Genomic DNA, 10,233 nt, shown 5'->3' with positions numbered 1-10,233 from the left:
CTGGTCTTCGGGCGCGGCATGTCTCCGATCGCGACCCTGGTGGAGCGTTCCACGCGTTTCCTGATGCTGGTCGCGTTGCCCGGTGGGCATCGGGCTGATCTGGTCGCGTCCGCGCTGGCGGCGAAGATCGTGACCTTGCCGGTCGCGTTGAGACGCACCCTGACCTGGGATCAAGGCATCGAAATGACCGAACACGCCACCTTCACCATCGCGACCGGGGTCCCGGTCTATTTCTGTGATCCGATCGGCGCAGCGACCTCATCGCCGACCGAGTCCGAATGATCAACCGGCTACGAGACGTGATGACCAGCGTGTTCCCTGCGCTGGAACGAGAATTCGACTACTCGGCATGCAAGGGCGCGCTCGTGCTGCTGACCGGCTACGCCACACCGGAGCGGATCCGCCGGATCGGTCCGATGCGGCTGACCGCGTGGTTGCAACGGCGCAGGGTCCGCAACTACGCCCAGATCGCCACTCGCGCAGTCGATGCCGCACGATCACAACGGGTCACGCTGCCCGGCGAGCAGATCGCAGCCGACATCATCACCGAGCTCGCCACCGACATCTTGACCCTCGATACCAGGACCGCTGACCTCGACGCACAGATCGCAGCCATGTTCCGCAGCCACCCCGACGCCGCCAGCATCGAATCGATGCCCGGCTTCGGGCCAATCCTCGGTGCGATGCTGCTGGCCACCGCCGGTGACCTGCGTGGGTTCCCCAGCGCCGGCCACCTCGCCGCGGCCGCCGGACTGGTTCCCGTCCCGAACGACTCTGGACGACGCACCGGCAACCTGCATCGGCCCCGCCGCTACAGCCGGCCCCTACGGCACGTGTTTTACCTGGCAGCGCAAACCAGTTCGATGCGCGCCGGACCCAACCGGGACTACTACCTACGCAAACGCGAGCACGGACGCGCCCATACTCAGGCCATCATCGCCCTGGCCCGACGCCGCGTCGACGTCCTCTGGGCACTCGTGCGCGACCACCGCTGCTACACCGACACCCCACCAGACCTGACCAGATCCGCGGCTTGACAACACCATTGAGATTCCCAGTGCCCGGGAACCGCCCGGTCGGCGGCCTCGGCGGGGCGTTCGGAGATGTTGAGGACGCCACGGCGTTGACCACGCCCGTCAGGCTGGCGAGTGACACGGGGTCGGCGCATGGCGCGGTGCGTGCGCAGGTAGCGGGTCAGTTCGTGGCGCAGTTCGCCGCGGGCCTGGATGAACAGGGTCCGGTAGATGCTCTCGTGCGACACATATCCCATGCTGGACTTCTGGTTTCGTGCCAGCCAGCCCGCGATCTGCTGCGGCGACCAACGGGCAGTGAGTTTCTCGGCCACTATCTGGGCCAGTTGCCGATCTTGGGAAAGTTTGGTCGGTTTCGGTCGCACCGCCCGCGCCAATGCTGCCCGGTCGGCGGGCAGCGCGCGATAGGCGAAGCGGCCACCATGGCCGGTGACCTCCCGCGAGATCGTCGACGGGGCACGTCCCAAGCTCCGCGAGATCGCGCGCAAGGAGTCTCCAGCAGCGAGACCACGCGAGATCTCTTCGCGTTCAGCCAGGGTCAACCGCAGCTGGTTGCGGTGACGCGCTACCGGCCGGACACCGCCGCAGCGTTTGAGCAGTTCCTGCACCGTCGAGGGATGCCGACGCATCTCGCGGGCTAGAACCTTGATCGCTTGCCCGGATCTCCAGCGCCGCCAGACTTCCTCGATCTCGGGCTCGGTCAGCGGTATTCGCTTCTCTGACAGCGGTCTCGTCGAGGCCATCACGCATCACATCCCCGTTCCACCAGGACATACCCAGTGTTGCGCTAACCCATTGAGACCACACCGCTTCCCGCGCTGTTCGAAGCGGCCATTGGGCCAGAGCTAGAAGATCAACGGGCCGAGCGCATCTCACGCCGCAGTACTACGTCAGTCGGCTGATACCAGCGCAGTAATGCGAGATCTGGCCGGATTATGTCGCCGCGATGTCTCGTGCCCGGCTTTCGACGTCGCCGCTACCGACCATCTCGACTCGGTGGTTGTGGGACGCGGATCAGCAGTGTTCGTATTGACGTACGTAGGGCTGCGACTCCGGTAAGACGTTGTGCCCGAGTGTCTGGCAGCCGCCGACTACGACCTCGAACAAGGGGCGGCCGTAGGAGAAGCCGGGGCCGTTGGTTGTGTCGATCGTGTAGTCGACCACAGTGCCGGAGCCGGCCAGGTAGGGAAGATGCAGATCGGCCAGTTGTGTGGTCTGTGCGGCGCTGAATTCCGTACCTAGGGGAGGGAATACGGTGACGCCCAGTGTGCGGCCTTCGAAAGGCGGGTCATAGATAGACATTCGAGCGAAATACGGGATGGGTTGATCGGTCAGGAACCACTGCCACAGGTCGAGTTCGTCATCGGACGGGAAGCGAGGGGTGGGCTCTTGGTGGGGGGTGCTGCGATCATGTGACCATGGATACGACCCGGGGCGCCGTTCCGAATGATTGGTGAACCCACGCTCCCGTTCATGAACGGTGGACACGATCCACTGGTTGGATGCCAGTTCGGGGAAGTCCCGGATGATTCGGCGCATCGCCGCGATGGCGCGGTGAGGTTCGCTCTCGGAGCCCGCCCGGACGTCGATGGTGTTGGTTATGCGGTCTGCGAAGCCGCCGCTCGAGTCCCAGTGCACTTCGGTGCCCGCAGCCCACAGTCGCGCCCAGGTGTTTGCGGCATTCACTTCCGTGCCCACTTCGCGACCGAAAATCCAGTACGCGGAATAGGAGTCCGCCATCCGGTCGATGGTGACCGCTATCGGGTCGCCATGGAAGCGGCGCGGAAGCTGTTGAGCGCCCATAACACTCACCACGGACGCGGCCTCGGCCGGTGTGGCGTCGTCGCGGAGCTGCACGTCGAGCTTGGCGTTGAAATGCCTGCCCTTGTAGTGCTCGAAGCGGTGTGACGCGCTGGTCACCCCCGGCAGGGCCCGGATGGCCGCCTCGATCTTGCGCGACCAGCTGTCATGCTCGGCCTGGTCGCGTCCTCGATCGAAATAGCCACATCCGGTCAGCAGAACAGCCGCCATCAGCAGCACGAGGGTGGGCACGCTGGAGCGCATAGTGTTGATCTTGCCAGCAATCGGCCTCACAGTGCTGCCGCCGATGCGCCCCCAGTTTTGTGGTCGTATCGCGAGAGTTTCGACGCGGCTGGGGAATTGCGGGGGCGAGCGACGGACAACCCGACCCGACAGTCGCCACGACTTGCCCGCCCAGCTATCTGCAGACTGCCATCGCTCGGTCAATTTCCTTGGGGGATGTTGGTGCGCTCGATAACCTAACGGCCGCAGTCGATGTCAGCGCTCGCTCTCGGGCCGCCACGGACCATCTGCACGGATGGCTTCAGCGATCCGCAGGCTGGAGTGACCGAGCCGCTGCGCCTGCGTACGCGTCAGTGAGTCGAAGACGAGTTTCCGTACAAGTGCGACGTGCCCAGGTGCGGCCGTGCGCGCTGCCTCCCGGCCCGCGCTGGTGAGGATCGCGACCGTTATGCGACCGTCGTGGGGATCGGGTGCGCGCCGCACCCAGTCCCGGCGCTCCAGTCTGGCTACCGCGCGCGACAGGCGCGACAGTGTGCTGTTGGCGTATCCGGCCAGCGTGCTCATGCGCAATGTCTCGTCCGGGGCTCGCGAAAGGGCGAAGAGGACCCCGAACTCGAAGTGACTCATGCCCGAGTCTCGTTGTAGCTGAGTGTCGAGCGCCACGGGAAGCCACTCGAGCAAGGTCGCCAGAGCGGACCACGTCTCGAGCTCGTCGGGGGTGAAGGTGTCCGAGTCTCCGGTGCCTGCCATATTCGCGATCCTACCTCGTTACTTTCTTAGGAAAGTAATTGCGCGTAGCCTTCACTTGCCCAAGCAAGTAAATGCGGTCAACGGGACCGGGAGGGATACGACCATGGATATGCAACTCGCAGGCAAGAAGATCTTCATCAGTGGTTCCACACAGGGAATCGGCTACTCCGTAGCCGCGGCCTGTGCGGTCGAGGGTGCTGCGGTTGTGCTGAATGGGCGGCACGAGCAACGTGTTGTCGAGGCGGTCGAACGTCTTCGAGCATCCACGCCGGGCGCTCAGGTCTCCGGGATCGCCGCGGACTTCGCTGCGCCGGAACAGGTTCGGGCACTCCTCGACGAGCTCGGACCCGTGGACGTGCTTGTCAACAACGTGGGATTGTTCGACGTCAAACCGTTCATCGAGGTGCCGGATGAGGAGTGGCTGCGGTACTTCGATATCAACGTGATGAGCGCGGTTCGCCTTTCGCGAGGGGTCCTCGACGGAATGCTCGCGAACGGCTGGGGGCGGATCATCTTCATCGGAACCGAATCGGCAGTCGACGTCCCCGGCGACATGGTGCACTACGGAGCAACCAAGGCCGCTGGTCTGGCGCTGAGCAATGGGCTCGCAAAGCTCACCAAAGGCACCGGGGTCACCGTCAACACCGTGCTCGGAGGCCCGACCTACTCCGATGGCGTGGCGAGTACGGTTGAGCGGATCGCGACCGCTCAGGGACTCTCGCCGCAGGACCTGAAATCTTCTCTCGTACGCGACACCTCGCTCATCCAGCGTTTCATCGAACCCGGCGAGATCGCGAACCTGGTGACATTCCTCGCGAGCCCACGCTCGTCGGCGACCAACGGTGCGGCCATCCGGGCGGACGGCGGCGTTCTCCCAACCACTCTCTGAAGGTGCTCGAGGCGTGATCGGTAGCCGCGATCGCCTCCGATAACCGGCTCGGGCCCCTCCGGAACCCGGTGCGGGCGTGCGAATTCCGGTTTCGGATCAGGCTGGTCGATCGGTGGTGTAGCGGGCGAGCATGGTTTCGACAGCCTGCTCGACGGCATAGCGGATGTCAGAGGCTGCGGGGTTCCAGTCGGTCAGCAGCATGCGGGGCCACAGGACGTAGTTGGCGATCATCCCGAGGAACTGGTTGGCGGCGCTCTCGGCGTCCGGGACGTCGGCGTTACCGGCCTCGTGCTCTGACTCGAGGTAGTGCTGGACTGAGGTGAAGTAGGGCAGCTTGCCGAGCTGGAACTGCATCCGCCCCAGTTCGGGGAAGCGGGGCAGCTCGGCGATGACGATGCGGAACAGGGCTGTCATGCCGGGCCGGCCGATCAGGTCGGCGTAGCGGTGGCCGATGGAAGTCAGGCCGGAGCGCAGGTCTCCGACCTGAGGCCGTGCGACAGCGCCTCCGGCGTCGCGCTGCCAGGACTCGGTGACGATGGCCTCGAAAAGCGCTGCCTTGGTGGGGAACTGCTTGAACAGAGTGGACTTCGAGACTGCCGCGCCTTCGGCAATACGGGCGAGGGAAGTGCCGTCATAGCCGCGGTTCAGGAAGAGGTCCGTGGCTGCGGAGATGATCGCCTCACGCTTTTGCTGGGCGAGGCGGCGGTGATGTGTGGAGAGCTCTGCGGCCATGCGTGCAGTATGCCCTAGCTCCGAGGCGAGTCACTTGACTCGCCTCCTATGGCCTGCCTACAGTGCGATCGAAAGGCGAGTCGAGTGACTCGTATCTGATTGCGGCGCCCGCCGTCTTTCGGGTGCCGTGCGATGAGGGAGCAGCTGATGACAGTCGACAGGATCGCTTTGGTGACCGGTGCGAACCGTGGCCTGGGTCGGAGTACGGCTCTTGCCCTGGCGGCGCGCGGAGTGCGCGTCGTGGTCACCCATCGCGGTGATGCGGCCGGGGCCGAGGAGACGGCGCAGCAAGTGCACGCTGCGGGCGGGACTGCCGCTGTTGTGCGTCTCGACATCAGCGGCGTCTCCTCTTTCGGAGCCTTCACTTCCGAGCTGAGCGGACTGCTCGAGCGGTGGGGGGCTTCGCGGCTCGATATCGTGGTCAACAACGCGGGGGTGGGTGTCTTCGGCCCGCTGGAAGCTGTCACGGCCGACGACTTCGACACGGTGTTCGGCACGAACGTGCGCGGCACGTTCTTCCTCATCCAGTCGCTTGTGCCGCTGCTGGCGCAGGGCGCCCGCGTCATCAACGTCTCGTCGTCGTTGACTCGCCACACCAGTCCCGCGACCTCGGTCTACTCCGCCTCGAAGGCCGCCGTCGAGGCGCTGAGCCGCACTCTGGCCGCAGAACTCGGCCCCCGCGGTATCCGGGTCAACTCCATTGCCCCGGGGCCGACCGCCACCGACTTCAACGGCGGTTCCATGCGCGATGACGCCCAGATGCGCCAGGGTCTCGCCGGGCAGACCGCGCTCGGCCGCGTCGGCGAACCTGAGGAGATCGGCGACGCCATCGCCACGCTGGCGTCGGAGGGCATGCGCTGGATGACCGCCCAGCGCATCGAGGTCTCCGGCGGCGCCCTGCTCTGACGGGCGCGTCCGGGTCGCGCACAGCGCGGGGCGCCCGGGCAGAATTCTCCAAGCCGTAGTTTCGCCAGGCCGGGCCCGACCGAGAGCGCGGGTCTGACCCACATCGAACGCACGGTAATGCCGCGACCCGCGCTGTTGAGTTCGGCCACTTGGCTTCTCGGGAAGGCTACGACCGAGATCACCTTCGGCAACGGGTGGAAGGGCTGTGGACCACATAGTGGTGGCTGGAGAATCGGCCTGAGCGGTCGAAGATCGCACTGGGTCAGCAAATTTTGCCGGTGAGGCCGGTTTTGTGACCGCTCAGGCCGATCGAGAGCTCTGACCGTGGAAGGTCGACTGGCGGTGTGCAACCGGGGCCGGCCGAACGCACCACATTGCCGATTATCGAGTCCCAGGGGGAGGGCTTCGAACGCTAACCGGTGAGGTGGGCCAGCGCTGCGTCTTTCAGTGCTGTGATCATTGGGTTCCGATCGTGCGCTCGGGTGACGAGCACGACCTCGCACGGCTCGATGCCATCGAGGGGTACCAAGGCGATATCGTCGCGGACGGTGGCGCGGCGGTCGCCTGCGGGGAGGATCGCGACGGAGTGACCGGTGGCGATGAGTTCGAGCTTGTCCTCGAAACTGTCCTCGATGGCGGGACCGGGTGGTGCCGGACGGTCGCCGACGGGTCGGGGTGTGCTCCAGATCGTCGGTGTGTTCTTGCAGGCGACGAGTTCCTCGTCGGTGAGCTCATCGAAGCCGGCGGATTCCTTGCCCGCCAAGCGGTGCGTCACCGGTACGACAAGCACGCGTGATTCCTGATACAACGTCCGCACGCGCATGTGGTCTGTCGGGAAGGGGAGCGGGCGTCGGGCAATGAGCGCGTCGACCCGGCGTTCCGGGAGGGCGTGTGTGGCGTTCCAGGCGAGGTGCCGCGTGCGGATCCGCGCGTCGGGGTGGCAGCGGCGCAACGCCTGCACGGCAGAGGTGATGACCAGGCCCTCGGCGTAGCCGATGGTGATCGCGCGGGGCGGGTCGGCGGCTTTGGCGGCACGTGTGGCCTGCTCGGCGGTGTGCAGTAGTTCCTGCGCATGGGAGAGGAAGGCTCGGCCGGCGTCGGTGAGGCTGCTGCCCTGCGGGGTGCGGTCGAGCAGCCGGACACCGAGCTGGTCTTCGAGGCGCTGGATCTGGCGGCTGAGCGAGGGCTGTGCCAGGTGGAGCGCGGAGGCGGCGCGCCCGAAGTTGCCGTGCTCGGCAACGACGGTGAAGTAGCGCACGAGCCGCAGGTCGAGGTCCACACGTCCAGAATAGATCGCCATACGCGTGCGGCATGACGAGGTGCGAAACAGGTCTTGGACGGCGGGCGCACGACGCCGTTGACTCGTAGGCATGGACGATTACAACGGCAAGAACATCGTGATCACCGGTGGCAGCAACGGTTTCGGTCTGACGACGGCCCAGCGGTTCGTAGATTCTGGAGCGCGAGTATTGATCACCGGCCGCACCCAGTCGACATTGGACGCGGCGCGGGAACGGTTGGGGAGCAACGCGATCGCTGTCCGCAGCGACGCGGCATTCATACCGGACATCGAGGCATTGGCGAACCGCGTGGCGGCGGAGTTCGGTCTGGTGGACGCGTTGTTTGTGAACGCGGGCGTCACCGCGTCCGCGGCGTTCGAGTCAACACCGGAGGACATGTACGACGAGCTGTTCGCGATCAACACGAAGGGCCCGTACTTCACGGTGCAGAGGCTTGCGCCACTGATGCGCGAAGGCGCCGGTGTGGTGCTGACGACGTCGGTGGTCAACGTCAAAGGCCTCGAGATGATCAGCGCTTACGCGGCGAGCAAGGCGGCTCTGCGCTCGATGACGCGATCGCTGGCGCGGGAGTTGCTGTCGCGGAAGGTGCGCGTCAACGCGGTCAGCCCCGGGCCGATCGACACCGGGATCCTGGATCGGTCGATGCCGGCCGAGACGGCGGCGGCGATGAAGGAACAGTTCCGCAGCGCGAATCCGATGCAGCGTTTCGGGCTGTCCGAGGAGATTGCCGCAGCGGTGGAGTACTTGGCGTTCGGTGCGACATTCTCGACGGGAGCAGAGTTTCCGGTGGACGGTGGGGCATCACAGCTGTAGTTGTCGGCACTGGCATCCCGACCGAACCCGAACGTGCACTAGGTCGCTCGGAAATGCGGGCGTTCGCCCAACGCGCCAAGCTCATCTCGCCATCGGCAACGCACTTTAGTGTACGAACGGTTTGAACCTCAGAGCCTGTTTTACTGAGGCGCTCGCCCAGCTGACAGCCGGTTGGGCTTATCGCCTTCGAGGACGAAATGCCAAGAGTCTCTGCCCCTTATCGAATCGGCGACCACCAGTGCGACCGGGCTCCGGGGTTTGACGCTGCTCCGAACACGCTATCGGACGGCGAGGCCGGGCTGCTGCTCGGTTACCTGCGGTCGGCTACATGCGTTCTCGCTGCGCCCGGGGTCATCGATGATCCCTTCGTGCCCGGTAACCCGAATGCTCGTGTCCGGATCGGGGTGATGACCGACGGTGCGTGGCTCTGGGCGTTGGCGTGGGAGGACTACATCGAATATCACCGTGCCGCGCCACCTATCGACTTCATGAACCATGCCGAGCAGTACGACTGGGTCGCCCCGGAACTGTCGGAACAACGCCTGATCGATCTCGAGCGCCATCTCGGAATGCCCGACGACTAATGCGGCGAAGCACGTGCTACCGGGTTTGCGCCGCCGTGTTTCGTGGCCTCGGAACACACTCATCTGCCGCGATCGTGCCGACTGAACCGGCCAGCGCGGTGCGCGGAAGATCAACTGGCACTGCTCATCCGAGGCCGGCGGAACGCACCATATTGCCGATGTTCGACTGTTGCCTCCGAGCAGGAGGGGGCAGCTCATGGGTGTTCAACGGGCTCGAAGCCTCGCGCAGCGATCGGCGTGAAGTCATCGAGTCCGTTGAGTCGCGTGTTCTGTGCTGCCCGGATCAGCCAGCGTCCCGCGCGTTGGACAAGTACCGCGGTGATCAGGCCCCGACGGTCCTCGGCTGCGGTAGCGCCTGGCAAGACATGCTCGGGCCAGGCCCATTCGGTATGTACCAACATCACCTCGGGACCGAGCCGATGGACTCCGACAACCGTTTGGCTGTAGTTTTTCTATTGCGCCAGAACGGATTCGGGTACATCCTCGTGGCCGCGCACATTCTCCTCCCGCGACCTCCACCACACCCCACGGTGGGTGATGAAGTCACAATCCTCGGTGAACAGCTCTCCCCATTCCCGCATCTGGTGTCGAACCCAGAGCTCCGTATAGCGATCGAACAGTTCTCGGATCACCTCGATGTCGTCGTCCATGCTTTGAATCGTGAAACATCAACCATGGTCGAGGTCAAGGCGGTTGCCGTACTTGCTGGTAATCAAGTGCGTGTCCGCTCTTGCTGCGACCCGCGCATTGGTCGTCCGTCCAAAATGGTTGGCCGACAGCAGCTTTCCAACGCGCGCACATGCCGAATGCTGTGTGGCGGCACTTGTGGCTCAACTGGAACCGCAGTGTGGAAAACTTCTGCTACGCAATGTGTTCCGCGTGCGAGCCGCCTCGCACTAGCCAACCTGTCAGGAGAAGTGCTCAGTGCCTACCGACGACGCAACGAACCCACCCACCTATGAGGACGCAACGGACCCTCCCACCGATGAGTACGCCCAGCAGACCGAGCAGTCCGGTGACGAGTTGGATTCAAATGTGAAGCAGCCCACGAGGGTGTTCAACCGCTTCCATCTTGTTACCGAGGAACAGCAGGGCTGAGTACTTTGGTCTCCACACGCTTTGGGAACGCGCAGCCCACCCGCCACCGAGACCCAGCCCGGGCCGCACTGATATCGATGTGCTGG

Annotated in this window: 11 protein-coding genes and 2 pseudogenes; 7 read left to right on the top strand and 6 right to left on the bottom strand. The window is 64.8% G+C overall.

The window, feature by feature from the left end:
• A pseudogene (locus ABZX86_RS32380) lies at positions 1–243 on the top strand (IS30 family transposase); the annotation flags it as partial.
• A gap of 5 nt (positions 244–248) precedes the next feature.
• Positions 249–1,037: pseudogene (locus tag ABZX86_RS32375) on the top strand (IS110 family transposase); the annotation flags it as partial.
• Here ABZX86_RS32375 and ABZX86_RS32370 read toward each other — a convergent pair.
• From ABZX86_RS32370 to ABZX86_RS32360, 3 genes are all read right to left on the bottom strand, one after another.
• Positions 995–1,774, bottom strand: coding sequence for an IS30 family transposase (locus ABZX86_RS32370; protein WP_355128981.1), 780 nt, complete (start codon positions 1,772–1,774; stop codon positions 995–997). The pseudogene ABZX86_RS32375 and the gene ABZX86_RS32370 overlap by 43 nt on opposite strands.
• Before the next feature lie 271 nt (positions 1,775–2,045).
• Positions 2,046–3,095, bottom strand: a complete 1,050-nt coding sequence (locus ABZX86_RS32365) for a hypothetical protein (protein WP_355128936.1) — start codon at positions 3,093–3,095, stop codon at positions 2,046–2,048.
• Between the two features lie 234 nt (positions 3,096–3,329).
• Positions 3,330–3,824: a MarR family transcriptional regulator gene (locus tag ABZX86_RS32360; protein ID WP_355128934.1), complete on the bottom strand. Its 495-nt coding sequence runs from the start codon at positions 3,822–3,824 to the stop codon at positions 3,330–3,332.
• A 103-nt stretch (positions 3,825–3,927) separates the two neighbouring features.
• Between ABZX86_RS32360 and ABZX86_RS32355 the strand changes: the two genes are divergently transcribed.
• Positions 3,928–4,713 (top strand): SDR family NAD(P)-dependent oxidoreductase, encoded by a 786-nt coding sequence (locus tag ABZX86_RS32355; protein ID WP_355128932.1) that lies wholly within the window; start codon positions 3,928–3,930, stop codon positions 4,711–4,713.
• A gap of 96 nt (positions 4,714–4,809) precedes the next feature.
• Here the strand turns inward: ABZX86_RS32355 and ABZX86_RS32350 are convergent, their stop codons facing one another.
• Entirely contained in the window at positions 4,810–5,445 is a 636-nt protein-coding gene (locus ABZX86_RS32350) for a TetR/AcrR family transcriptional regulator (protein ID WP_355128930.1), read from the bottom strand.
• A 147-nt stretch (positions 5,446–5,592) separates the two neighbouring features.
• Between ABZX86_RS32350 and ABZX86_RS32345 the strand changes: the two genes are divergently transcribed.
• A complete protein-coding gene (locus ABZX86_RS32345) occupies positions 5,593–6,351 on the top strand; it encodes an SDR family oxidoreductase (RefSeq protein ID WP_355128928.1) in 759 nt (252 codons plus the stop codon).
• 412 nt (positions 6,352–6,763) lie between these two features.
• Here the strand turns inward: ABZX86_RS32345 and ABZX86_RS32340 are convergent, their stop codons facing one another.
• On the bottom strand, positions 6,764–7,651 hold the full coding sequence (locus tag ABZX86_RS32340) for a LysR family transcriptional regulator (RefSeq protein ID WP_355128926.1): 888 nt from the start codon (positions 7,649–7,651) through the stop codon (positions 6,764–6,766).
• 70 nt (positions 7,652–7,721) lie between these two features.
• Between ABZX86_RS32340 and ABZX86_RS32335 the strand changes: the two genes are divergently transcribed.
• Positions 7,722–8,465, top strand: coding sequence for an SDR family oxidoreductase (locus ABZX86_RS32335; protein ID WP_355128924.1), 744 nt, complete (start codon positions 7,722–7,724; stop codon positions 8,463–8,465).
• A gap of 407 nt (positions 8,466–8,872) precedes the next feature.
• Positions 8,873–9,049, top strand: a complete 177-nt coding sequence (locus ABZX86_RS32330; RefSeq protein ID WP_355128922.1) for a hypothetical protein — start codon at positions 8,873–8,875, stop codon at positions 9,047–9,049.
• 452 nt (positions 9,050–9,501) lie between these two features.
• Here ABZX86_RS32330 and ABZX86_RS32325 read toward each other — a convergent pair whose 3' ends face one another.
• On the bottom strand, positions 9,502–9,699 hold the full coding sequence (locus ABZX86_RS32325; RefSeq protein WP_355128920.1) for a hypothetical protein: 198 nt from the start codon (positions 9,697–9,699) through the stop codon (positions 9,502–9,504).
• A gap of 274 nt (positions 9,700–9,973) precedes the next feature.
• Here ABZX86_RS32325 and ABZX86_RS32320 point away from each other — a divergent pair, with 274 nt between their 5' ends.
• Positions 9,974–10,147 carry a hypothetical protein gene (locus tag ABZX86_RS32320; RefSeq protein ID WP_355128918.1) on the top strand — a complete coding sequence of 58 codons (174 nt, stop codon included), beginning with the start codon at positions 9,974–9,976 and terminating at the stop codon, positions 10,145–10,147.
• Positions 10,148–10,233: the final 86 nt, after the last annotated feature.

Source organism: Nocardia sp. NPDC006630, from assembly GCF_040611495.1.
Lineage (GTDB): Bacteria > Actinomycetota > Actinomycetes > Mycobacteriales > Mycobacteriaceae > Nocardia.
Note: the sequence above shows the minus strand (reverse complement) of the source record. Positions and strands in the feature narration are given on the sequence as shown.